We start from the raw sequence: 22,546 nt of genomic DNA, 5'->3' as shown, positions 1-22,546 counted from the left end.
GCCAAGGCAGGCAAAGTCTTCGAAGGCGAGGCGCCGGCGCCTCGCCTTCCGAACCGGAGGAACCGAAGCAGGTTGTCAGGGACAGAATCGGCAAGCTGGGTTTCGCTCTGCGCGTTCCCGGCATAAGCAGGTCTTTTCTCTCTTCATGCCGATGTCTTTATTATAATGATCGCTAGAATCCGATCGAATTCAAAATATACAACCACAGCTTGAGTCTTTTCCGTTTTTGTACAATCGTTGATCTCGATACGATTGTTTGGGCGGGGGGAAAGATGTCCTGGCTGTCTTCGATCTTTCACCAGTCTCCTGAAATCGCACTCTTCCTGTCACTGGCGGTCGGCTACTGGGTCGGCAAGTTCCAGTTCGGGAAGTTCCAGCTCGGCGGCGTCGCCGGCTCGCTGCTCGCCGCGGTGGTGGTCAGCCAGGTCGGCGTCACCATCGACAACGGCATCAAATCGGTGCTGTTCGCGCTGTTCATTTACGCGGTGGGTTTCGAGAGCGGGCCGCAATTCTTCCGTTCGCTCGGGCGCCAGTCGATCCGCGAGATCGTGATGGCGGCGGTGCTGGCGGTCAGCGGGCTTGCGACCGTGGTGGTGCTGGCGCGGATGTTCGGGCTCGACAAGGGCCTGGCGGCCGGCATCGCGGCCGGCGGGCTGACGCAGTCGGCGATCATCGGCACGGCGAGCGCCGCGATCGGCAAGCTCGGGCTCGCGGCCGACGAGGTGCAGCGCCTGCAGGGCAATGTCGCCGTCGGCTATGCCGTGACCTATATCTTCGGCTCCTTCGGCGCGATCATCGTCTGCGTCAACATCCTGCCCTGGCTGATGGGGCGCAGCATCCGCGACGATGCGATCAAGGCGGAAGCCGCGCTGCTTGCCGGCATCCGCGTCTACGGGCCGGGCGAGCAGCCGGCGGCGCCCGATCTGGTCGGGCGGCTCTACAAAGTCGAGAAGGTCGCCGGGCGAACCGTCGCGGAGGTCGAGGCGCTGGCGCAGGGCGATGCAATCAGCATCGAGCGGATCAAGCGCGGCGGGGCCGTGGTCGGCGTCGAGCCCTCGCTGAAGCTTGCTGCCGGCGACATCATCCTCGTCGTCGGGCGGCGTGCGGGCGTCGTCGGCGTCGCCGCGCAGATCGGCCCGGAGCTGCAATCCTCGGAAGGCATGGATCTGGTCGTGCAGGTCCGGGACGTCGCCATCGCCAATCGCGACTTCATCGGCAAGAGCGTCCAGCAGATCAGGGACGCTACTGCGGGCAATCTGCGCCACGGCATCTATGTCACCGGGTTGCAGCGCGCCGGCAAGCCGTTGCCGCTGAAGCCCGACACGGTGATCGAGCCGGGCGATGTCGTGCAACTCTACGGCACGGCGGAAGACGTGCAGCGCGTCGCCAAGGTCGTCGGCACGGTGATCGTCGCCAGCGACAAGACCGATTTCGTCTTCCATGGGCTCGGGCTGGTGGTCGGCCTGCTCATCGGCCTCATCGTCGTGCGCATCGGCTCGATTCCGCTGACGCTTGGCAGCGGCGGCGGCGCGCTGCTCTCCGGCCTGCTGTTCGGCTGGTATCGCAGCCGCAACCTCGCCATCGGCAACATGCCGACGGCGGCATCGACCCTGCTGCGCGATCTCGGCCTCGCCGGCTTCGTCGCGGTGGTCGGCCTGCAATCCGGCCAGCAGGCGGTCAGCACCATCATCCAGCAGGGGCTGTCGATCTTCCTGATCGGCGTGGTCGTGACCATCCTGCCGATGATCATCACCATGCTCGTGGGCCGCTACATCCTGCGCTACGACAATACGGCGATCTTCGCCGGCGCGCTCTCGGGCTCGCGCAGCGCCAATCCCGCCTTCGGCGAGGTGCTCGACAAGGCCGGCAATTCCATCCCGACCACGCCCTTCGCGATCACCTATGCGCTCGCGAATGTCTTCCTGACCCTGCTCGGCCCGCTTGTCGTGGCCTTCGCCTGAACGCAACGAGGAGACGCAAGATGGCCGCCGATTACAGCCAGTATGCCAAGCTCAGCCCGTTCGAGCTCAAGGACGAATTGATCAAGCTGGCTTCGGGCCGGGAGAACCGGCTGATGCTCAATGCCGGCCGCGGCAATCCCAATTTCCTCGCGACCTTGCCGCGCCGGGCCTTCTTCCGGCTCGGCCTGTTCGCGGCGAACGAATCCGAACTGTCCTTCTCCTACATGCCGAACAATGTCGGCGGCCTGCCGCAGATCGCCGGGATCGAGGGGCGCTTCGAGCGCTTCATCGCCGAGAACCGCGACCAGCCCGGCGTCGTCTTCCTCGGCCGGGCGCTGAGCTATGTGCGCGACCAGCTCGGCCTCTCGGCCGCGGCCTTCCTGCACGAGATGGTCGAAGGCATCCTGGGCTGCAATTACCCGGTGCCGCCACGGATGCTCCGGGTCAGCGAGGAGATCGTCAAGCACTACATCGTCAAGGAGATGGTCGGCGGCTTCATCCCGCCGGGCAATGTCGATCTCTTCGCGGTCGAGGGCGGCACCGCCGCCATGACCTATATCTTCAACACGCTGAAGCAGAACGGCCTGGTCAAGAAGGGCGACAAGGTCGCGATCGGCATGCCGGTCTTTACGCCCTATATCGAGATCCCCGAGCTTGACGAATACGGGCTGGTCGAGGTCGCGATCAACGCCGATCCGAAGAAGGAGTGGCAATATCCGGATTCCGAGCTGGAGAAGCTCAAGGACCCGGCGATCAAGATCTTCTTCTGCATCAATCCGAGCAACCCGCCCTCGGTGAAGATGGATGATCGCAGCCTGGAGAAGGTCGCCGCGATCGTGCGCGAGCACAGGCCGGACCTGTTCATCCTGACCGACGACGTCTACGGCACCTTCGCCGACGATTTCCGCTCGCTCTTCGCGCTCTGCCCGCAGAACACGATGCTGGTCTATTCCTTCTCGAAATATTTCGGCGCGACGGGCTGGCGTCTCGGCGTGGTCGCGACGCATCGGAACTCGATCTTCGACAAGGCTTTGGCCGCCCTGCCGGAGGCGGCCAAGGCCGCGCTCGACCGACGCTATGGCTCGCTCCTGCCGGATGTGCGCTCGCTCAGCTTCATCGACCGGCTCGTCGCCGACAGCCGTACCGTCGCGCTGAACCACACCGCCGGCCTCTCGACGCCGCAGCAGGTGCAGATGGTGCTGTTCTCGCTCTTCGCCCTGATGGACGAGGCCGATGGCTACAAGGCGGAGCTGAAGAAGTTGATCCGCCGGCGCGAGGCGGCGCTCTATCGCGAGCTCGGCGTCGCGCAGGAGAGCGATCCCAACGCGGTCGACTACTACACGCTGCTCGATCTCGAGGTGATCGCGCGCGACCTCTACGGCGACGATTTCGCAGCCTGGGTGAAAGACAACGTCAATCCCGACGAGCTGCTGTTCCGCATCGCCGACGAGACCGGCATCGTGCTGCTGCCCGGCCGCGGCTTCGGCACCCAGCAGCCGGCCGGTCGCGCCTCGCTCGCCAATCTCAACGAGTTCGAATACGCCAATATCGGGCGGTCCTTGCGCGGCATGGCCGAGGAGTTCCACGCGCTCTACGAGAAGGGCGGCGGCAAGCGGTCCGGCAGGGGCAAGGCCAAGGCGAAAGACGCCGCCGCTGCCGACAAGGTCTCCGCCAAGGGCAAGGGCGGTCAGAAGGGGCTGACCGGGAAGAAGCGCAAATAGAGGCGGCTGTAGGTCCCGTCGTCCCAGAGGCTCTGGAGCGCGTAGTCGATGGCGCGTTGCAGGGCCGGGTCGTCCTTGCGCAGCAGGAAGGCCACGCCCTCGCCGAAATAGCGGCTCTCGAGATAGGGCCCGCCCGAGAAGGCAAGCTCGCCGCCGCTGGCGGAAATCAGCAGCGCCAGCGCCGGGCCGTCACCGAAGACATATTCGGCGTCGCCGCTGCGCAACGCCGCGACGGCGGCGTTCAGGCCGCTGGTCTCGCGGCGCTGGACGAAGGGCATCAGCCTTTCGAGAAAGGCCTGGTGGGCCGTGCCGGAGACGACGGCGACGCGCCGTCCCTGCAGGCTTTCGCCGTCGAGCTCGGCCCGGACATTGCCGCGCGTCGTGACGAAGCGGGCCGGCGCGCGGAAATAGAGATGGCTCGCGGCGAAGCGCTCGCGGATCGCGGGTGTCAGGTTCATCGCCGCCGCCAGCACGTCGCCACGGCCCTCGCCCAGCGAGTCCAGCAAGGTGTCGAAGCGGCGCGGCTGGATGGTGCAGGTCCAGCCGAGCTTGTCGCAGACGGCGCGGGCGAGCTCCACCGAGAAGCCGGTCAGCGCCCCGTCCGGCCCGGCGAAATGGAAGGGCGGATAGTCGTCATCGGTCAGGAAGCGCACGACGCGCGGCGGGCCGGGCTCGGGCCGGTCGAGCCTGATGCGCGGATCCCAGAAATTGGGGATGGCGATGCGCGGCTGGTCCTGCGCCGCGGCAGTCGCGGCGGCGAGGAGTGCGAAGGCAAAGGCGGCGAGCGCGCGAAGCATTGCCGCGCATCTGGCGCCGGATGGCGGCGGGGATCAAGGGCCCGCCGTCATGCTCGGGCCTGACCCGAGCATCTCTTGCCGGATGTTGGTGCGGGAGTCTTCTCGTTACGAGATTCTCGGGTCGAAGCTGCGCCTCGCCCGAGAATGACGGTGAGGCTCAACCCAGGCTCGCCGCCGTCGCCTTCGCGCCCTTGTCGAAGAGCGCAGCGAGATGGGCGGTCACCGGTTTTGTAAACCGTTGCTCGCCCGGCAGGTCGCTGCCGAAGATCGCCTCGATGCCGAGCAGGCTCGCGCTCAACGCCTCGGCGTTGCGGCCCGCGACATCGGCCCGGCGCTTGAACTCCGCCGCTAGCGGGTCGCGAACGTCGATGGCGCCGCCCTTCTCGTCCATGCCGGTGACGTAGCGCATCCAGGCGGCGACACCCAAAGCGAGGTGGTCGATTCCGGCGCCCGCCTTCAGCCGCTCGCGGATGGTGCCGAGCAGGCGCTGCGGCAGCTTCTGCGAGCCGTCCATGGCGATCTGCCAGGTGCGGTGGCGGATCGCCGGGTTCTGGAAGCGGGTAAGCAGGGCCTTCGCGTAATCCGCCAGTACGACGCCCTGCGGTGCCGGCACGGTCGGGATGATCTCGCTCCAGAGCCCCTGCAGGAAGCGGGCGAGGACGGGATCGCCGCTGGCCTCGGCCACCGTCTCATGGCCGGCGAGATAGCCGAGATAGGCGAGCGAGGAATGCGCGCCGTTCAGCATCCTGAGCTTCATGAACTCGAAGGGCGCGACCTCCGTCACCATCTGGGCGCCGACTTCATGCCAGTCTGGGCGGCCGGCGGCGAAAACGTCCTCGATCGCCCATTGCCGGAAGGGTTCGCCGATGACGGGCGCGGCATCGTCCAGGCCGGTCTGCTTGGCGACCTCGGCGATGTCGGCCTCGGTCGTCGCCGGCACAATGCGGTCGACCATCGTCGCCGGGAAGGCGCCATTGGCCTCGATCCAGGCGGCGAGCCTGTCGTCGGTGAGCGCGGCGAAGTCGCGGACGAGGCCGCGCAGGACATGGCCGTTCGAGGGCAGGTTGTCGCAGCAGAGCGCGGTGAAGGGGCCAAGGCCTTCCGCCCGGCGCACGCGCAGGCCGGCGACCAGGATGCCGATGGCGGAGCGCGGCGCGTCCGGGTTTTCGAGATCGTGGACGATGTCGGGATGATCGGCCTTGAGCTTGCCGGTCGCCGGATCGTGGCAATAACCCTTTTCCGTGACGGTCAGCGAGACGATGCGGGTGTCGGGCGAAGCGAGCTTCGCGACGAGGGCGGCCGGGCTTTCCGGCGCGACGAGCACATCCAGCACCGAGCCGATGACGCGCAGCTCCGGCCCCGTGGGGGCGAGCTTCAGCAGGGTGTAGAGCCCGTCCTGCGGCTTCAGCCGGTCGCGCTGGTCGGGGCGCTGGAGGCTGGCGCCGGTGATGCCCCAGGCTCCGAAGCGGCTCTCCAGCGTGTCCTCGGTGTATTCGGCGAGATGGCCGCGGGCGAAGGCGCCGAGGCCGAGATGGACGATGCCGGGCCTGAGGGCGGCGCGGTCATAGGCCGGGCGGCGGACGCCCGCCGCGAGCTGGCCGAGAGTGGCGTTGGAAAGGCGGGTCACAGCTTGTAGGCCTCCTTGGCGAGGCGATAGGCGAGGTCATGCGCCACTTCGGCCGCCTCGTCCTCCTCCAGCCGGTGCTCGGCGACGAGTTTGGCGAGATAGGCGCAATCGACCCGGCGGGCGAGGTCGTGGCGGGCGGGGATCGAGAGATAGGCGCGGGTGTCGTCGTTGAAGCCGACGGTGTTGTAGAAGCCGGCCGTCTCGGTCGTGAGCTCGCGGAAGCGCAGCATCGCCTCGGGCGCATCGAGGAACCACCAGCCCGGTCCGAGCTTCAGCGCCGGGTAATGCCCGGCGAGCGGGGCAAGCTCGCGCGAATAGCTGGTTTCGTCGAGGGTGAAGGCGATCACGGTGAGGTTGCGCTCGTTGCCGACGGCGTCGAGCAGGGGCTTCAGCGCCTCGACATAGTTGGTCGCGGTCGGGATATCGCAGCCCATGTCGCGGCCGAAATGCTCGAACAGCGCGGCGTTGTGGTTGCGCCAGGAGCCGGGATGGATCTGCAGGACGAGCCCGTCGTCCAGGCTCATCTTGGCCATCTCGGTCAGCATCTGGCCGCGGAACAGGTCGGCATCCTTGGCCGAGACCTTGCCCTTCAGGATCTTGGCGTAGAGCTTCTCGGCCTCGGCATCGGAGAGGTTGGCGGTGCGCGCCGTGGCGTGGCCGTGGTCGGAGGAGGTGGCGCCGCGCTGCTTGAAATAGGCGCGCCGCTGGCGATGGGCGGCGAGATAGCCGGTCCAGGAGCCGATATCCTCGCCCGTCAGTTCGCCGAGCTTTTCGAGGTTCTCGGCAAAGCCCTCGAATTCCGGATCGACGACGCTGTCGGGCCGATAGGCGGTGACGACCTTGCCGCCCCAGCCGGAGTCGCGGACCATGTCATGCCATTTCAGGTCGTCGAGCGCGCCTTCGGTCGTGCTGATCGCCTCGATGTTGAAGCGCTCGAACAAAGCGCGCGGACGCAGTTCCGGCTCTTCCAGCTTGGCCGCGATCTTGTCGTAGATCCGGTCGGCATTTTCCGACGTCAGGCGCTCGTTGACGCCGAAAATGGTCGAGGCTGCGTGCTCGAACCAGAGTCTGGTCGGCGTGCCCCGGAAGAGATGCCAATGGTCTGCGAAGATCTGCCAGATCTTGCGCGGGTCGGTCTCGACCGGAGCGCCGTCCTTGCGCGGAATGCCGAGCTGTTCGAGCTGCACGCCTTGCGAATAGAGCATGCGGAAGATGTAGTGGTCGGGCTTGACGAAGAGTGTCGCCGGATCGGGAAAGGGGTTGTTCTCGGCGTACCAGCGCGGATCGGTATGGCCGTGCGGGGAGATGATCGGCAGGTCGCGGATCGCTGCGAAGAGCCGTCGCGCGATGCCGCGCGTCACCGGATCGGCGGGAAAGAGGCGATCATCGTGCAGCAACATGGGGTATCTCCCTAGTGTTTGGCCGATCTCTAGAACTGCGCGCAGCAGGGGTCAATCGCGTGGTATACTAGTGCGCCAGAGACGCTTGTTTGTAAGCATCCGAAGTGGCGGGGTTGGGCTTGCAAGCGCTGCCGGACCCACGCCATCTTGCCCGCCGCAACCGGAGCGATGACGATGACGACGCGGCGTGAACTTCTGGCAGGGGCCGGTCTGGCGGCTGTCGCGACCCAGATGCCGGCAATCGCTTTCGCCCAGGCGAAGGATGCCGTCAGCATCGGCATGACGCTGGAGCCGCCGACGCTCGACCCGACCTCCGGCGCCGCGCAGGCGATCCGCGAGGTGACGCTGCAGAACATCTTCGAGGGGCTGGTCAGGATGGACCGGACCGGCAAGATCCAGCCCGGCCTCGCCGAGAGCTGGGAGATCGCGCCCGACAACGTCACCTATCGTTTCACGCTCAGGAGCGGCGCGACCTTCCATGACGGCACGCCCTTCACCTCCGCGGAGGTGAAATTCTCCTTCGAGCGGGCCGTGGCGCCGGATTCGACGAATGCGCAGCGCCAGCTCTTCACGCCGATCGCGGAGATCGCGACGCCCGACCCCGCGACCGTCGTCATCAAGCTCAAGCATCCGACGGCGAGCTTCCTCTACGGGTTGAGCTGGGGCGATGCCGTGATCGTCGCGCCGGCGACGGCGGCGAACAACAAGACCGCCCCGATCGGAACCGGGCCGTTCAAGTTCGCGCGCTGGAACCGGGGCGACCGGCTCGAACTCACCCGCTTCGACGGCTATTGGGGGCAGAAGCCATCATTGGCGAAGGCGACCTTCCGCTTCATGTCCGATCCGCAGGCACAGGTCGCGGCGCTGCGGGCTGGCGATGTCGACGCCAACACCAATCTCTCGGCGCCGGAGGCGGTGCCGCAACTCCAGGCCGATCCCAGGCTCAAGGTCACCATCGGCAAGACCGAGGGCGAGACGGTGCTCGCCACCAACAACGCCAAGCCGCCCTTCGACAATCCTAGGGTGCGGCAGGCCATCGCCCATGCGCTCGACCGCAAGACCATCGCGCTCGGCGTCTACGGCTTCGACGTCACCCCGATCGGCAGCCATTTCTCGCCGCTGCACCCGGCCTATATCGACCTGACCGGCACCTACCCTTACGACCCCGAGAAGGCGAAGGCGCTGCTCAAGGAGGCGGGTTTCCCCAACGGCTTCTCCTGCACGCTGAAGCTGCCGCCCCCTTCCTATGCGCGCCGGGCCGGCGAGATCGTCGCGGCGCTGCTGGGCCAGGTCGGGATCAACGTTTCCATCGAGCCGCTCGAATTCCCGCAATGGCTGGAGCGCGTCTTCCGCAACAAGGATTACGACCTCAGCATCATCGCCCATACCGAGCCGCTCGACATCGATATCTATGCGCGCGACGACTACTACTTCCAGTACAGGAATCCCGCCTTCAAGGCGCTGATCGCCAGGATCGCGGGGACGCTGGACGAGGGCGAGCGCAACGAGCTCTACAAGCAGGCGCAGCGCATGCTGGCCGAGGACGCGGTCAACGGCTTCCTGTTCATCCTGCCGAAGATCACCGTCGCCAAGGCCGAACTGGAGGGCATGTGGACCGACTGGCCATTGCCGGTGACGCCGCTGGCGGAGCTGCGCTGGCGTTGAACGCGGCTCCGCCCGGGATCTTCTCGTGATCGGCTACATCCTGCGCTGCCTTGTCGTACTGGTGCTGACGCTGCTGGCGGCGGCGCTGGTGATCTTCCTCGTGCTGGAGGTGCTGCCGGGCGATCCGGCGGCGGTGACGCTCGGCCTCAACGCCTCGCCCGAGGCGCTGGCGGCGCTCCACGCCGAGCTGGGCCTCGACAAGCCGGCGCCGCTGCGCTTCCTCCTCTGGCTCGGCGGGCTCGCCACCGGCGATCTCGGCCTGAGCTATACCTATCGTGTGCCGGTGGCGCAGCTCATCATGGAGCGGATGGCGGTGACGCTGCCGCTCGCCGTGCTCGCGATCGCGCTTGCCGTCCTGATCGGCATGCCGCTCGGCGTGCTCGCCGCCTCGCGCCATGGCAGGCTGGCCGATGCCGGCGTCATGGCCTTCGCGCAGGCGGGGCTCGCGATTCCGAATTTCTGGTTTGGGCTCTTGTTGGTGCTCGTCTTCGCGGTCGGGCTCGGCTGGCTGCCGGCGGGCGGCTTTCCGGGCTGGCAGGCGGGGCTGGCCACCTCGCTGAAGTCGCTGGCCATGCCGGCGCTGGCGCTCGCCCTGCCGCAGGCGGCGATCATCGCGCGGGTGACGCGCTCGGCCATGCTCGACACGCTGCAGGAGGATTTCGTCCGCACCGCCCGCGCCAAGGGGCTGAGCGAGGGCACGACGATGCGCCGGCACGCGCTGCGTAACGCGCTGATCCCGGTGGTGACGATCCTCGGCCTGCAATTCTCCGTGCTGATCGCCGGCGCCATCATCATCGAGAACGTCTTCGCCTTGCCGGGGCTGGGGCGGCTGGTCTTCCAGGCCATCGCCCAGCACGATTTGATCGTGGTCAAGGACCTCGTCATGCTCTTCGCCGGCCTCGCCATCATCATCAATTTCGCCGTGGAACTGCTCTACGGGCTGATCGATCCGCGGCTGAGGCAGGCATGAGCGCGACGGTCGTCAAGGCGCCCGATGGCAAAAGGCGCTGGTGGCTCGGGCCTTCCTTCGTGATCGGGGCGGCATTGAGCCTTGCCGTGGTGGCGCTGGCGCTGGTTTCCTATGTCTGGACGCCGCATCCGCCGACGCAGATGGCGATCCTGAAGCGGCTGCAAGGACCCTCGGCGGCGAACTGGTTCGGCACCGACCCGTTCGGCCGTGACGTCTTCTCGATGATCATGGTCGGCGCGCGCAACTCGCTGGCGGTGGGGCTGGGCGCGGTCGGCATCGGCATGGTGCTGGGGACGGTGCTGGGGCTGGTCGCGGCGGTGAGGCGCGACGGCGTCCTCGACAACGTCATCATGAGGACCGCTGATTTCACCCACGCCTTCCCGGCCGTACTCACCGCGATCATGATGACCGCCATCGCCGGGCCCGGCATGCTCAATGCCGTCGTCGCGATCGGCGTGCTGAACCTGCCCTATTTCGCAAGGCTGGCACGAGGCGCGGCGCTGCAGGTCTGGGCGCAGGATTTCATCCAGGCGGCGCGGGCCAACGGGCTGAACAACCGCCAGATCACGCTGCATCATATCCTGCCGAACATCGCCGGCATTCTGGTGGTGCAGGCGACGATCCAGTTCGCGTTGGCCGTGCTGGCGGAGGCGGGTCTGTCCTATCTTGGCCTGGGCACGCAGCCGCCCAACCCCTCCTGGGGGCGGATGCTCAACGAAGCCCAGACCTTCATGGCGGCGCAGCCCTGGCTTGCGATCTTTCCGGGTGCCGCGATCGCGCTGACCGTGCTGGGATTCAATCTGCTCGGCGACGGTCTGCGCGACGCGATCGATCCGCGCCTGCGCCGCAGCCGGTGAGGGTTGAAGGGAATGAGGATGCTTCGATGACCGACCTTGCCGATCTGAGCGCGGCCGAGCTGCTGTCCGCCTATCGCGGCCGCTCGCTCTCGCCGGTCGAGGTGACGGAGGCCGTCATCGCCCGCATCGCCGCCTGGGAGCCGAAGCTCGACGCGCTCTGGGCCTATGATTCCGACGCGGCGCGGGCGCAGGCAAAAGCCTCGGAGGCGCGCTGGCTGAAGGGCGAGGCGCTGGCGCTCGACGGTGTGCCCGGCACGATCAAGGAGAATATCCGCACCAAGGGCGTGGCCGTGCCGCTGGGCACGGCCGCGAACGATCTCGCTCCTTCCGCCGACGATGCGCCCCCGGCGGCAAGGCTGCGCGAGGCCGGCTGCGTCATCCTCGGCAAGACGACGATGCCGGATTACGGCATGCTCTCCTCCGGGCTGTCGAGCTTCCACAGGCTCGCACGCAATCCATGGGACGTGACGAAGAATCCCGGCGGCTCCTCCGCCGGGGCCGGTGCGGCCGGGGCCGCGGGCTACGGCCCCTTGCATGTCGGCACCGATATCGGCGGCTCGATCCGCCTGCCGGCGGGCTGGTGCGGGCTGGTGGGGTTCAAGCCGAGCTTCGGGCGCGTGCCGATCGACCCGACCTATTACGGCCGCGTCGCCGGGCCGATGACGCGCACGGTTGAGGATGCCGCGCTGACGATGCGGGAACTCTCGAAGCCCGATGCGCGCGACGGCATGAGCCTGCCGCCGCAGGACATCGACTGGCTGGCGCTGGACATCGATCTGAAGGGGCTGCGCATCGGCCTCCAGCGCGATGCCGGCATCGGGCTCCCCGTCGAGCCCGAGACGAAGGCTGCGATCGAGGCGGCGGCGAAAGCCTTTGCCGATGCCGGGGCCATCGTCGAGCCGGTCGGGCCTCACATCACCCGCGCGATGCTCGACGGGCTCGACGATTTCTGGCGCCAGCGCGCCTGGGCCGATATCGGCGCCCTGCCGGCGGAGAAGCAGGCCAAGGTCCTGCCCTACATCTTCCAGTGGGCGAAGGGCGGGCAGAACCTGCCGGGCGAGCGGGTCTATCGCGGCATGAGCCAGATGATGGCGATGCGCGACGCCGCGCTGAAGGCGATCTTGCCTTACGATTTCATCCTCTCGCCGGTGTCGCCGGTGCCGAGCTATCCGGCGGAATGGGCCTCGCCCATTAACGACCCCGCCAAGCCCTTCGAGCATATCTGCTTCACGGTGGCGGCGAACATGTCGGACCAGCCGGGGGTCTCGGTTCATGCCGGGACGACGAAGGCCGGGCTGCCGATCGGCCTGCAGATCACCGGCAGGCGCTTCGACGATCTCGGCGTGCTCAGGATGGCGCGGGCCTGGGAAGAGATGCGCGGCCCGATCATCTGGCCGCGCGCACCCTCGGCCTGACGCTTTCATCGAACAGGAGAGAAGCCATGGATCTGCAACTCAAGGGCAAGCGCGCGCTGGTGACCGGTGGCAGCAAGGGCATCGGGCGCGCCGTCGCGCGGCAGCTCGCGCTCGAGGGCGCCGATGTCGTCATCGCCGCGCGCAACCGGGACGAGCTGGCCGAGGCCGCCTCGGCGCTCGCGGCCGAGAGCGGGCGCAAGGTGGTTGGCCATACCGTCGATACCCAGCACGACGACTCGGTGAAGGCGCTCGTCGCCCATGCCGTCGAGGTGCTCGGCGGGCTCGATATCCTCGTGAACGCGGCGGGCAAGCCGGGCGGGCAGGCGCCGCCGCCGAAGCTCGCCGAGATCACCGACGCGCTGTTCTGGGACGACGTCAACGTCAAGGTGATGGGCTATCTGCGCATGGCGCGCGAGGCCGCGCCGCATATGGCGGCGAATGGCTGGGGCCGGATCATCAATATCAGCGGTCTCGCGGCGCGCTCGACCGGCTCCACCATCGGCTCGATGCGCAATGTCGCGGTCGCGGCGATGACCAAGAACCTCGCCGACGAGCTCGGCCCGCAAGGCATCAACGTCACCGTCGTCCATCCCGGCGTGACGCGGACCGAGCGCACGGCCTGGCTGGTCGGGGCGCGGGCGCAGGTCAGCGGCAAGAGCGAGGCGGAGGTCGAGGCCGGCATGACCGCGAACGTCACCATCGGCCGGCTGGTCGATGCGGCGGAGGTCGCGGATATCGTCGCCTTCCTCGCCTCGCCGCGCAGCGTCGCGATCAATGGCGATGCCATCGCCTGCGGCGGCGGCATGCGGGGCGCCATCCACTACTGAGGCAGCCCCTTACCGAGGCAGCAGCGCCCTCAGAACAGCAGATGCGGGGCGAACAGCGCGAGCCCCATGAAGGCGATCGCGACGGCGCCGAGCCCGCCGCCAACGCCGGCGAGCAACGCCACGCCGGTGATGATCGAGGCCGAAGCGACGACGATGCCGATCTGGAGCAGGCCCGAGGCGATCTCGAAATTCTCGTTGCGGGCCTTGTAGTCGTCGCGCTGCTGCTCGGCCGCCTTGGCCCGTGCCATCAGCTCCTTGCGGCCTTCATTGGTCTCGGGCTCGCTGTTGTAGCGGGCGGCCGTCGCCTTCCAGCCGTCGATGCGCTTCTGCAGCCGGTCGCGGGTCGCCGCATCGGCGGTCGCGGCAAGATCGAGCTCGAGCGTTTCCGCCGCCGTGGTCACCACGGTGCCGCGGATCGTCTTGGCCTGGAAGAAGGCCCAGAGATTGGAAGCGTCGATGTTGCGCGCGATCGCGTCGTTCTCGGCCTGCTTGCCGCCGATCTCAGCCAGCGCCAGCAGCAGGGCCAGACAGGCGATCAGCAGCGCGATGCGCTTGTTGCCGCCTTCCGGGATCTCGACAGGTTCCGACATCGAATCACCTCGCAGGGCCACTATGGCCGCTGTTTAAGGCTTTCCGTTGCGGCAGCAAGATGTCGGGTCGCCATGCGCCCAGGCGGACGCAAGATGGCGTTCCGTTTCTTGCATCGGATTCGTCCGAAAAGGGGTTTCCACTTTTCGGTCCGATGTCAGCGCCCCGCCCGCGGATGGGCGGCGTCATAGGCCGCCATCAGCCGGGCGGAATCGACGCGGGTGTAGATCTGCGTGGTCGAGAGCGAGGCGTGGCCGAGCAGTTCCTGGATGGCGCGCAGATCGCCGCCGCGCCCGAGCAGATGCGTCGCGAAGGAATGGCGCAGGGAGTGCGGCGTCGCGGATGAGGGCAGGCCGAGCGCGCCGCGCAGCCCCTCGACCGCGAGCTGGATGATGCGGGGCGATAGCGGCCCGCCCTTGGCGCCGACGAAGAGCGGACCTTCCGGCGGCAGGCGCCAGGGGCAGAGCTTGAGATATTCCGCGATGGCGGCCACCACCACTGGCAGCACCGGTACCATCCGCGTCTTCGAGCCCTTGCCGATCACGGTCAGCGTCTCGCCGGCGCTTTGCGGCGCCTGGGCACGGGCGAGCGAAAGCGCCTCCGAGATGCGCAGGCCGCTGCCATAGAGCAGGCCGAGCACGGCGGCGTCGCGGGCCAGGATCCATTGCTCGCGCTCCTCGCCGGCGCGGGTGTCGGCCTGGGTGACGGCGCGCGCGGAGGCGGGTTCGAGCGGGCGCGGCAGCGATTTGCCGAGGCGCGGCCCGCGCGTCGCGGCGAAGGCGGCGGCGGTGAGCTTGCCGCTGCGCTCGCCGAAGCGGGCGAAGGAGCGCAAAGCCGCGAGCTGGCGCATCAGCGTGCGGTTGCCGACCCCGTCGCGGCGGCGCTGGCCGAGGAAGGCGCGCAGGTCGACGGGCTTCAGCGCGGCGATATCGGCGAGCGAGGGCGCTCCGCCGAGATGCCCGGTGAGGAAAGCGGTGAACTGGCCGAGATCGCGGCCATAGGCTTCAAGCGTCTTCGGCGAGAGGCGCCGCTCGGCCGAAAGATGGGTCAGCCAGTCCTGCCGGAAGGAGTCGAAATCGGTCATCGCTGAAGCATGACGCTCCTGCCTTAACAGCAGCCGAATCGGTGCTAGACACTGGCACGATGGACGAGACGGCGGACATGATCGAAGGCGGCACGGTCGACGTGCTGATCCCGCTCGGGCTCGACCAGGCCTATAGCTATGCCGTGCCGCCGGGGCTCGCGCTTGCGGCCGGCGATGTCGTGCAGGTGCCGCTGGGGCCGCGCGAGACCGTCGGCGTGGTCTGGGCCGTCGGGGCCGGGCGCGGCGGCAACCTCAAGCAGGTCACCGGCAAATACGACATGCCGCCGCTTGATCCGGCGCTCAGGAAGCTCGTCGACTGGGTCGCCTGGTACACGCTCGCGCCGAAAGGCTCGGTGCTCGCATTGGCGCTGCGCCGGCAGCCGGACGATACGCCCGAGCGACCGAAGCTCGGCGTCAGGCTCGCCGGGCCGCCGCCCGGCCGGATGACGCCGGCCCGCGCTCGTGCCATCGCCGCGGCCGAGGGTGGCCTGCTGATCGCGAAATCGGCGCTGGCCGAGGCGGCCTCGGTCAGCGCTGCCGTGATCGATTCCCTCGTCGATGCCGGCACCTTCATCGTCGAGCCGATGCCGCGCGAAGCCATCGCGGCGCTGCCCGATCCCGACCATGCCGTCCCGGAGCTGTCGGAGGGGCAGGGCGAGGTGGCGCAGGCGCTGGTGGCCGCCGTGCAGGCGAGGGCGTTCAGCGTCGCGCTGCTCGAAGGCGTCACCGGCTCGGGCAAGACCGAGGTCTATTTCGAGGCGGTGGCGGAGGCGATCCGGCAGGGCCGGCAGAGCCTGATCCTGATGCCGGAGATCGCGCTGACCGCGCAGTTCATCGACCGCTTCGAGGCCCGCTTCGGGGTCAGGCCGGGGCTCTGGCACTCGGCTGTAACTGGCCGAAAACGCGAGCGGCTGCAGGCGGCGATCGCGAGCGGCGAGGCGAAGGTGGTGGCGGGCGCCCGCTCGGCGCTGTTCCTGCCCTACAAGGATCTCGGCCTCGTCGTCGTCGATGAGGAGCATGAATCCGCCTACAAGCAGGAGGATGGGGTCTCCTACCATGCTCGCGACATGGCTGTGGTGCGCGGGCGCATCGAGAACGCGCCGGTCGTGCTGGCTTCCGCGACGCCCTCGCTGGAAACCCGCGTCAATGCCGAGCGCGGCCGCTACACCCATCTCAAGCTGCCGGAGCGTTTCGGCGGGCGCGAATTGCCGACGCTCGGCCTCGTCGATCTGCGACGGGACAAGCCGGAGCGCGGGCGCTGGCTCTCCGGCGCGCTGGTCAAGGCGATCGAGACCAATATCGAGGCCAAGGAGCAGTCGCTGCTCTTCCTGAACCGGCGCGGCTATGCGCCGCTGACGCTCTGTCGCGATTGCGGTCACCGCTTCCAGTGCCCGAACTGCACGGCCTGGCTGGTCGATCATCGGTTCCGGCGGGCGCTGGTCTGCCATCATTGCGGCCATGTCGAGCGCCGGCCGCAGGAATGTCCGGCCTGCCACAAGCCCGAGAGCCTGATGGCCTGCGGGCCGGGCGTCGAGCGGCTGGCCGAGGAGGTCGCGACGCTTTTTCCACAGGCACGCTCGATCGTGCTCTCCAGCGATTTTCCCGGAGGGACGGAACGCCTGAAGACGGAGCTGATGGCGGTGGCCGAGGGTGAGTTCGACATCGTCATCGGCACGCAGCTCGTCGCCAAGGGCCATAATTTCCCCGGCATGACGCTGGTCGGCGTCGTCGATGCCGATCTCGGCCTGACCTCGGGCGACCCGCGCGCGGCCGAGCGGACCTTTCAGGCGCTGCGGCAGGTCACGGGCCGTGCAGGACGGGGCGAGAAACCCGGCCGCGCCTTGCTTCAGACGCATGACCCGGAGCATCCCGTGCTCAAGGCGCTGGTCTCGGGCGACCCGGAGCGGTTTTATGCCGCAGAGGAGGCGTCGCGGGAGGCTGCGGGGCTGCCGCCCTTCGGCCGGCTGGCGGCGCTGATCGTCTCCGCGAACGGTCAGGCCGAGGCCGAAAGCCATGCCCGCGCGCTGGCGCGCTGCGCCGAGGCCGGCGACGGAATCGCGGTGCTGGGGCCGGCGGAAGCGCCTCTGGCGGTGCTGCGCGGGCGCCATCGCATGCGTCTGATCGTCAGGACGACCCGCGAGGTCAACCTGCAGGACTATCTGCGCGCCTGGCTGAAGCGCGGGCCCAAACCCAAGGGGTCGGTCCGGGTCGCGGTCGATGTCGATCCGCAGAGCTTCCTGTAAAATTGCTGAAAGCCGTGGCCCAATCGCCACTTCCATGGTCGAACTAGCGATTGCGTGCCCCGGAACCACATGCTAGTGCACCGCCACATTTTGGTCGCGAAGCCGTGTCGCTGGCTTTGCGCCTGTGATACTCGCAGCGTCGGGACGATGCACTCCACCTTCCCCGGAAGGTCGCCGGTGCAAGCCCTTGAAACGAGAGACGGGAAGCGTGGCAGAAGGCGGATCGCAGGGGACACTGGTGTCGGGCGTAGCGCAGCGCTATGCCACCGCTTTGTTCGAGCTGGCTGAGGAGACGGGCGCGATCGACACCGTCGCCGCCGCTCTGGACGCCTTCAACGGCCTGCTCTCCGAGAGCGCCGATCTCACCCGCCTGATCGAGAGCCCGGCCTTCACCGCCGAGGAGCAGGTCGCGGCGATCAAGGCCGTGCTCGAGAAGGCCGGCATCACCGGCATCGCCGCCAATTTCATCGGGCTGGTCGCCAGCAAGCGCCGCCTCTTCGCGCTGCCGGGCATGATCGCCGGCTACAAGCGCCTGGTCGCCGAGGCCAAGGGCATCGTCTCCGCCGAGGTGACGGTCGCCGAGCAGCCCACGGCCAAGCGCGTCGACGAGATCCGCGCGGCGCTGAAGGGCGTCGCCGGCAAGGATGTCGACGTCTCGATCAAGGTCGATCCGGCGCTGATCGGCGGGCTCGTCGTCAAGATGGGCTCCCGCATGGTCGACGCCTCGCTGAAAACCAAGCTCAATTCAATTCGTCTTGCCATGAAAGAGGTCGGCTGATGGACATCCGCCCCGCTGAAATCTCCGCCATCCTGAAGGCTCAGATCTCGAATTTCGGCTCGGAAGCTTCGGTGACCGAAGTCGGCCAGGTTCTCTCCGTCGGTGACGGCATCGCCCGCGTCTACGGCCTCGACAAGGTCCAGGCCGGCGAGATGGTCGAGTTCGAGTCCGGCGTGCGCGGCATGGCGCTCAACCTCGAGAGCGACAATGTCGGTGTCGTGATCTTCGGTTCCGACCGCGAGATCAAGGAAGGCCAGACCGTCAAGCGCACCGGCGCCATCGTCGACGTTCCCGTCGGCAAGGAGCTGCTCGGCCGCGTCGTCGACGCGCTCGGCAACCCGATCGACGGCAAGGGTCCGATCAAGGCCAAGGAGCGTCGCCGTGTCGACGTCAAGGCGCCCGGCATCATCCCGCGCAAGTCGGTGCATGAGCCGATGGCGACCGGCCTCAAGGCGGTCGATGCCCTGATCCCGATCGGCCGCGGCCAGCGCGAACTCATCATCGGCGACCGCCAGACCGGCAAGACCGCGATCGCGCTCGACACGATCCTGAACCAGCGTCCGCTGAACGTCGAAGGCGCCCCCGAGAGCCAGAAGCTCTACTGCGTCTACGTCGCCGTCGGCCAGAAGCGCTCGACCGTCGCCCAGCTCGTGAAGGTGCTCGAGGAGCGCGGCGCGATGGAGTACTCCATCGTCGTGGCCGCCACCGCCTCGGACCCGGCCCCGATGCAGTTCCTGGCGCCCTTCGCCGGCTGCTCGATGGGCGAGTTCTTCCGCGACAACGGCATGCACGCCGTGATCATCTATGACGACCTCTCCAAGCAGGCCGTCGCCTACCGCCAGATGTCGCTGCTGCTGCGCCGCCCGCCGGGCCGCGAAGCCTATCCGGGCGACGTGTTCTATCTCCACTCCCGCCTGCTCGAGCGCGCGGCGAAGATGGGCGAGGCCGCCGGCCTCGGCTCGCTGACGGCGCTGCCGGTCATCGAGACCCAGGCGAACGACGTCTCCGCCTACATCCCGACCAACGTGATCTCGATCACCGACGGCCAGATCTTCCTGGAGACGGACCTGTTCTACCAGGGCATCCGCCCGGCGGTGAACGTCGGCCTCTCGGTGTCGCGCGTCGGCTCCTCGGCGCAGACCAAGGCCACCAAGAAGGTCGCCGGCAAGATCAAGGGCGAGCTCGCCCAGTACCGCGAGATGGCCGCCTTCGCCCAGTTCGGCTCGGACCTCGACGCGGTGACGCAGCGCCTGCTCAACCGCGGCGCCCGCCTGACCGAGCTGCTGAAGCAGCCGCAGTTCTCGCCGCTGAAGATGGAAGAGCAGGTCGTCGTGATCTATGCCGGCGTGAACGGCTATCTCGACGCGATGCCGGTCAACAAGGTCCGCTCCTTCGAGGACGGGCTGCTGGCGCTGGTCCGCGGCAAGCATGCCGACCTCCTCGCTGAGATCGGCACGAGCAAGGATCTGTCGGACGCCAACGCCGCCAAGCTCAAGGACATCGTCGCGGGCTTCGCGAAGTCCTTCGCCTGATCATCACCTTCGGTGCGGCGGAGCCAGGAGCTTCGCCGCACCGCTTCTCTGAAATGCTTCGTTGCCGCGCTTTCCGTGGCTGACGGGTAGGGGATCAAGATCGGATGCCGTCCCTCAAGGACCTACGCAACCGCATCGCCTCGGTGAAGGCGACGCAGAAAATCACCAAGGCCATGCAGATGGTCGCGGCTGCGAAGCTGCGCCGGGCGCAGATGGCTGCCGAGGCCGCGCGCCCCTATGCCGAGCGCATGGAGACGGTGCTGTCGAACCTCGCTTCCGGCGTGTCCGGTTCGAGCGCGCCGCGCCTGATCGCCGGCACGGGCTCGGACAAGGTGCATCTGCTGCTGGTGCTGACCGCCGAGCGCGGCCTGTGTGGCGCCTTCAACTCCTCGATCGCGCGACTGGCGCGTGACAAGGCGAATGCGCTCAAGGCCGAAGGCAAGACGGTCAAGATCATCTGCGTCGGCAAGAAGGGCTACGACATCCTGCGGCGTCAGTTCGCCGACGAGATCATCGAGTTCATCGACCTGCGCGAGTTCAAGCAGGTCGGCTACGTCAATGCCGAGGCGATCGCCCAGAACCTGCTCGCCCGCTTCGCCGCCGGCGAGTTCGACGTCGCGACGCTGTTCTTCTCGAAGTTCAAGTCGGTGATCGCCCAGATCCCGACAGCGCAGCGCATCATCCCGGCCGAGATTCCGGAAGGGACGAAGCAGACCGACGCCGTCTACGACTACGAGCCGGACGAAGGCGAGATTCTCGAGGCGCTGCTGCCGCGCAATCTGACCGTTCAGATCCTGCGCGGGCTGCTCGAGAACGCCGCCTCCGAGCAGGGCGCGCGCATGTCCGCGATGGATTCCGCCACGCGCAACGCCGGCGAGATGATCAAGAAGCAGACGCAGCTCTACAACCGCTCGCGCCAGGCGATGATCACGAAGGAACTGATCGAGATCATCTCCGGCGCGGAAGCGCTCTAACCGCCCAGCCTTCCGCCGGCGGCGCTTTCCGCCGGCAGCCGAAACATCCGAATGCGCTAGTCCCGAGGTTCCACCATGGCCAAAGCCGCTACCAAGACCACCAAGACGAAGTCCGCTGACGACAAGCCCGCCAACACCGGCACCGGCCGCGTTGCCCAGGTCATCGGCGCCGTCGTCGACGTGCAGTTCGACGGCGCCCTGCCGGAGATCCTGAACGCGCTCGAGACCGACAACCTCGGCAACCGCCTCGTCCTCGAGGTCGCCCAGCATCTCGGCGAGAACACGGTTCGCACCATCGCGATGGACTCGACCGAAGGTCTGGTTCGCGGCCAGTCGGTCACCGACACCGGCGCCCCGATCGCCGTGCCGGTCGGCGAGGAGTGCCTCGGCCGCATCATGAACGTCATCGGCGAGCCGGTCGACGAAGCCGGCCCGATCCTGACCACCGCCACCCGCGGCATCCACCAGCCGGCCCCGGCCTATTCCGAACAGTCGACCGAGGCGCAGATCCTCGTCACCGGCATCAAGGTCGTCGACCTGCTGGCTCCCTACGCCAAGGGCGGCAAGATCGGCCTGTTCGGCGGCGCCGGCGTCGGCAAGACCGTGCTGATCATGGAGCTGATCAACAACGTCGCGAAGGCCCATGGCGGCTACTCGGTGTTCGCCGGCGTCGGCGAGCGCACCCGCGAGGGTAACGACCTTTATCACGAGATGATCGAGTCCAACGTCAACAAGGACCCGAAGGAGAACGGTGGCTCGACCGCTGGCTCCAAATGCGCCCTCGTTTACGGCCAGATGAACGAGCCCCCGGGCGCCCGCATGCGCGTCGCTCTCGCCGGCCTGACCGTCGCCGAGGACTTCCGCGACAAGGGCCAGGACGTGCTCTTCTTCGTCGACAACATCTTCCGCTTCACGCAGGCGGGTTCGGAAGTGTCGGCGCTGCTCGGCCGCATCCCTTCGGCGGTGGGCTATCAGCCGACGCTCGCCACCGACATGGGCAACCTGCAGGAGCGCATCACCACCACGACCAAGGGCTCGATCACCTCGGTGCAGGCGATCTACGTGCCGGCGGACGACCTGACCGACCCGGCGCCGGCCACCTCCTTCGCCCACCTCGATGCCACGACCGTGCTCTCGCGCTCGATCGCGGAAAAGGGCATCTATCCGGCGGTCGACCCGCTCGACTCGACCTCGCGCATGCTCTCGGCCGACATCGTCGGTGAGGAGCACTACGGCGTCGCTCGCCAGGTCCAGCAGGTGCTCCAGCGCTACAAGGCGCTGCAGGACATCATCGCGATCCTGGGCATGGACGAGCTCTCGGAAGACGACAAGATGACCGTGGCGCGCGCCCGCAAGATCGAGCGCTTCCTGTCGCAGCCCTTCCACGTCGCGGAAGTCTTCACCGGCTCGCCGGGCAAGCTCGTCTCGCTCGAGGACACGATCAAGGGCTTCAAGGGCCTGGTCGAGGGCAAGTACGATCACCTGCCGGAGGCGGCCTTCTACATGGTCGGCTCGATCGAGGAAGCCGTCGAGAAGGCGCAGCGCCTGGCCGCCGAGGCGGCGTAAGGCATTCCGCACGCGTCATCCCCGGGCTTGCCCCGGGGATCTCATGACCAGAACACGCTGGTTTCCGAGATGACCGGGTCAAGCCCGGTCATGACGAACCGGGGAGAATGAAACGATGGCCACCTTCAAGTTCGAACTCGTCTCGCCGGAGCGCATCCTGTTCTCGGGCGATGTCGTCAGCGTCATCGTTCCTTCGGTCGAGGGCGAAATGACCGTGCTGGCCGGCCATGCGCCGCTGGTTGCCGTGATCAAGGCCGGCATCGTCTTCGTCCAGACGACGGAGAGCAACGGCAAGGAGTTCTTCGTCAATGGCGGCCTCGTCGAGGTCAACCAGGCCTCGACGACGATCCTGGCCGAGCAGGGCCGCTTCATCGAGGACGTCGACACCGCCGTTCTCGACGCCGAGATCCTGACTGCCGAGACCCGCCTCTCCGGCTCGCACAATGACGACGAGAAGAAGCGCCTGCACGACACGCTGGTGCAGCTGCGCGAGTTCAAGCACGTCTTCGAGCAGCGCAAGGCGGCCTGAGCCCAGCTCCCA

The 22,546-nt window shown here is 67.7% G+C and carries 18 protein-coding genes; 13 read left to right on the top strand and 5 right to left on the bottom strand.

Annotated elements, in window-relative coordinates:
• Nucleotides 1-272 precede the first annotated feature (272 nt).
• Together aspT and AB6806_RS18200 are read left to right on the top strand one after the other, a co-directional pair.
• Nucleotides 273-1,961, top strand: a complete 1,689-nt coding sequence (aspT, locus tag AB6806_RS18205; RefSeq protein WP_142023079.1) for an aspartate-alanine antiporter — start codon at nt 273-275, stop codon at nt 1,959-1,961.
• A gap of 20 nt (nt 1,962-1,981) precedes the next feature.
• Nucleotides 1,982-3,682: a bifunctional aspartate transaminase/aspartate 4-decarboxylase gene (locus AB6806_RS18200; protein WP_142023080.1), complete on the top strand. Its 1,701-nt coding sequence runs from the start codon at nt 1,982-1,984 to the stop codon at nt 3,680-3,682.
• On the opposite strand, the gene AB6806_RS18195 is transcribed toward AB6806_RS18200, so the two are convergent.
• The 3 genes from AB6806_RS18195 to uxaC form a co-directional block, all read right to left on the bottom strand.
• Nucleotides 3,649-4,479 carry a transporter substrate-binding domain-containing protein gene (locus AB6806_RS18195; RefSeq protein WP_112764383.1) on the bottom strand — a complete coding sequence of 277 codons (831 nt, stop codon included), beginning with the start codon at nt 4,477-4,479 and terminating at the stop codon, nt 3,649-3,651. The genes AB6806_RS18200 and AB6806_RS18195 overlap by 34 nt on opposite strands.
• Before the next feature lie 157 nt (nt 4,480-4,636).
• Nucleotides 4,637-6,106: a mannitol dehydrogenase family protein gene (locus AB6806_RS18190; protein WP_142023081.1), complete on the bottom strand. Its 1,470-nt coding sequence runs from the start codon at nt 6,104-6,106 to the stop codon at nt 4,637-4,639.
• The gene (gene uxaC, locus AB6806_RS18185; protein ID WP_133565472.1) at nt 6,103-7,506 is read right to left on the bottom strand and encodes a glucuronate isomerase; all 1,404 of its coding nucleotides are present in this window, start codon (nt 7,504-7,506) and stop codon (nt 6,103-6,105) included. The genes AB6806_RS18190 and uxaC overlap by 4 nt, the downstream gene beginning before the upstream one ends.
• Nucleotides 7,507-7,680: 174 nt before the next feature.
• On the opposite strand from uxaC, the gene AB6806_RS18180 reads away from it, so the two are divergent.
• Genes AB6806_RS18180 through AB6806_RS18160 form a run of 5 tightly spaced genes read left to right on the top strand, consistent with a single transcriptional unit; the run spans nt 7,681 to nt 13,240 of the window.
• Nucleotides 7,681-9,171 carry an ABC transporter substrate-binding protein gene (locus tag AB6806_RS18180; protein WP_142023082.1) on the top strand — a complete coding sequence of 497 codons (1,491 nt, stop codon included), beginning with the start codon at nt 7,681-7,683 and terminating at the stop codon, nt 9,169-9,171.
• 25 nt (nt 9,172-9,196) lie between these two features.
• On the top strand, nt 9,197-10,141 hold the full coding sequence (locus AB6806_RS18175; protein ID WP_142023083.1) for an ABC transporter permease: 945 nt from the start codon (nt 9,197-9,199) through the stop codon (nt 10,139-10,141).
• Nucleotides 10,138-10,998, top strand: a complete 861-nt coding sequence (locus AB6806_RS18170) for an ABC transporter permease (protein ID WP_038363142.1) — start codon at nt 10,138-10,140, stop codon at nt 10,996-10,998. Before AB6806_RS18175 ends, AB6806_RS18170 begins: the two co-directional genes overlap by 4 nt.
• A gap of 26 nt (nt 10,999-11,024) precedes the next feature.
• A complete protein-coding gene (locus AB6806_RS18165) occupies nt 11,025-12,413 on the top strand; it encodes an amidase (protein WP_142023085.1) in 1,389 nt (462 codons plus the stop codon).
• Nucleotides 12,414-12,439: 26 nt separating this feature from the next.
• Nucleotides 12,440-13,240, top strand: coding sequence for an SDR family NAD(P)-dependent oxidoreductase (locus AB6806_RS18160; protein ID WP_142023086.1), 801 nt, complete (start codon nt 12,440-12,442; stop codon nt 13,238-13,240).
• A 29-nt stretch (nt 13,241-13,269) separates the two neighbouring features.
• On the opposite strand, the gene AB6806_RS18155 is transcribed toward AB6806_RS18160, so the two are convergent.
• Nucleotides 13,270-13,830 carry a DUF4337 domain-containing protein gene (locus AB6806_RS18155; protein ID WP_038363148.1) on the bottom strand — a complete coding sequence of 187 codons (561 nt, stop codon included), beginning with the start codon at nt 13,828-13,830 and terminating at the stop codon, nt 13,270-13,272.
• A 155-nt stretch (nt 13,831-13,985) separates the two neighbouring features.
• Nucleotides 13,986-14,912: a tyrosine recombinase XerC gene (locus AB6806_RS18150; protein WP_038363151.1), complete on the bottom strand. Its 927-nt coding sequence runs from the start codon at nt 14,910-14,912 to the stop codon at nt 13,986-13,988.
• Between the two features lie 59 nt (nt 14,913-14,971).
• Here AB6806_RS18150 and AB6806_RS18145 point away from each other — a divergent pair, with 59 nt between their 5' ends.
• The 6 genes from AB6806_RS18145 to AB6806_RS18120 all read left to right on the top strand — a co-directional run bounded on the left by AB6806_RS18145 (nt 14,972) and on the right by AB6806_RS18120 (nt 22,534).
• On the top strand, nt 14,972-17,155 hold the full coding sequence (locus AB6806_RS18145; protein ID WP_370955083.1) for a primosomal protein N': 2,184 nt from the start codon (nt 14,972-14,974) through the stop codon (nt 17,153-17,155).
• A 208-nt stretch (nt 17,156-17,363) separates the two neighbouring features.
• Nucleotides 17,364-17,933 (top strand): F0F1 ATP synthase subunit delta, encoded by a 570-nt coding sequence (locus AB6806_RS18140; protein WP_038363154.1) that lies wholly within the window; start codon nt 17,364-17,366, stop codon nt 17,931-17,933.
• Nucleotides 17,933-19,465, top strand: coding sequence for a F0F1 ATP synthase subunit alpha (gene atpA, locus AB6806_RS18135; RefSeq protein ID WP_038363155.1), 1,533 nt, complete (start codon nt 17,933-17,935; stop codon nt 19,463-19,465). The genes AB6806_RS18140 and atpA overlap by 1 nt, the downstream gene beginning before the upstream one ends.
• 104 nt (nt 19,466-19,569) lie before the next feature.
• On the top strand, nt 19,570-20,439 hold the full coding sequence (locus AB6806_RS18130; protein ID WP_038363156.1) for a F0F1 ATP synthase subunit gamma: 870 nt from the start codon (nt 19,570-19,572) through the stop codon (nt 20,437-20,439).
• Between the two features lie 75 nt (nt 20,440-20,514).
• Nucleotides 20,515-22,005, top strand: a complete 1,491-nt coding sequence (atpD, locus tag AB6806_RS18125) for a F0F1 ATP synthase subunit beta (protein WP_038363157.1) — start codon at nt 20,515-20,517, stop codon at nt 22,003-22,005.
• 115 nt (nt 22,006-22,120) lie between these two features.
• A complete protein-coding gene (locus AB6806_RS18120; protein ID WP_112764375.1) occupies nt 22,121-22,534 on the top strand; it encodes a F0F1 ATP synthase subunit epsilon in 414 nt (137 codons plus the stop codon).
• Nucleotides 22,535-22,546 lie beyond the last annotated feature (12 nt).

The organism is Allobosea sp. RCC_152_1, assembly GCF_041360765.1.
Taxonomy (GTDB): domain Bacteria; phylum Pseudomonadota; class Alphaproteobacteria; order Rhizobiales; family Beijerinckiaceae; genus Allobosea; species Allobosea spartocytisi.
Note: the sequence above shows the minus strand (reverse complement) of the source record. Positions and strands in the feature narration are given on the sequence as shown.

Excerpts from the sequence above, each read along its gene's own strand:
- AB6806_RS18200 (WP_142023080.1), top strand. The coding sequence starts at position 1,982 with ATGGCCGCCGATTACAGCCAGTATGCCAAGCTCAGCCCGTTCGAGCTC.
- AB6806_RS18165 (WP_142023085.1), top strand. The coding sequence starts at position 11,025 with ATGACCGACCTTGCCGATCTGAGCGCGGCCGAGCTGCTGTCCGCCTAT.
- AB6806_RS18170 (WP_038363142.1), top strand. The coding sequence starts at position 10,138 with ATGAGCGCGACGGTCGTCAAGGCGCCCGATGGCAAAAGGCGCTGGTGG.
- AB6806_RS18130 (WP_038363156.1), top strand. The coding sequence starts at position 19,570 with ATGCCGTCCCTCAAGGACCTACGCAACCGCATCGCCTCGGTGAAGGCG.
- AB6806_RS18145 (WP_370955083.1), top strand. The coding sequence starts at position 14,972 with ATGGACGAGACGGCGGACATGATCGAAGGCGGCACGGTCGACGTGCTG.
- AB6806_RS18195 (WP_112764383.1), bottom strand. The coding sequence starts at position 4,479 with ATGCTTCGCGCGCTCGCCGCCTTTGCCTTCGCACTCCTCGCCGCCGCG.
- AB6806_RS18155 (WP_038363148.1), bottom strand. The coding sequence starts at position 13,830 with ATGTCGGAACCTGTCGAGATCCCGGAAGGCGGCAACAAGCGCATCGCG.
- AB6806_RS18160 (WP_142023086.1), top strand. The coding sequence starts at position 12,440 with ATGGATCTGCAACTCAAGGGCAAGCGCGCGCTGGTGACCGGTGGCAGC.
- AB6806_RS18120 (WP_112764375.1), top strand. The coding sequence starts at position 22,121 with ATGGCCACCTTCAAGTTCGAACTCGTCTCGCCGGAGCGCATCCTGTTC.
- aspT (WP_142023079.1), top strand. The coding sequence starts at position 273 with ATGTCCTGGCTGTCTTCGATCTTTCACCAGTCTCCTGAAATCGCACTC.
- atpA (WP_038363155.1), top strand. The coding sequence starts at position 17,933 with ATGGACATCCGCCCCGCTGAAATCTCCGCCATCCTGAAGGCTCAGATC.
- atpD (WP_038363157.1), top strand. The coding sequence starts at position 20,515 with ATGGCCAAAGCCGCTACCAAGACCACCAAGACGAAGTCCGCTGACGAC.
- AB6806_RS18150 (WP_038363151.1), bottom strand. The coding sequence starts at position 14,912 with ATGACCGATTTCGACTCCTTCCGGCAGGACTGGCTGACCCATCTTTCG.
- uxaC (WP_133565472.1), bottom strand. The coding sequence starts at position 7,506 with ATGTTGCTGCACGATGATCGCCTCTTTCCCGCCGATCCGGTGACGCGC.
- AB6806_RS18180 (WP_142023082.1), top strand. The coding sequence starts at position 7,681 with ATGACGACGCGGCGTGAACTTCTGGCAGGGGCCGGTCTGGCGGCTGTC.